The sequence below is a fragment of the Bradyrhizobium sp. MI1.3 genome, from assembly GCF_055811695.1.
Map to the genome: position 1 here is coordinate 1 of NZ_JBVVPQ010000284.1, position 340 is coordinate 340.

The 340-nt window shown below is 64.7% G+C and carries 1 protein-coding gene; it reads right to left on the bottom strand.

The window, feature by feature from the left end; all coding sequences use genetic code 11:
- Positions 1–340, bottom strand: a 340-nt coding sequence (locus AC0L3A_RS41045; RefSeq protein WP_473256624.1) for a phosphopantetheine-binding protein, incomplete at both ends; no start/stop codon positions are given.

Below are 340 nucleotides of genomic sequence, written 5' to 3' on the forward strand. Positions count from 1 at the left end.
ACACCAGCGGCATGTGATAGGTCGTGCTGCCCCGATCCAGCTGCGCCAAAAACCATAGCCGCTGCTGCGCAAACGACAGCACAAGCGGCTCATGACGCGACACGGCCGCAATCGCCGGCAGGTCTTGTGGACCGGAGCGGCTCAACACATCGACGATGCTCCCGGCCAGATCGGCCAGCACCGGTTTGGCAAACAGCGTCGTCAGCGGCAGCTCGACACCCCAAGCGTGCGAGACCCGGCTCAATAGCCGCACAGCTAGAAGAGAGTGGCCGCCCAGTTCGAAGAAGTTGTCGTGGCGCCCGACCCGCGCCACACCGAGAAGCTCCGCCCAGATCGTCGC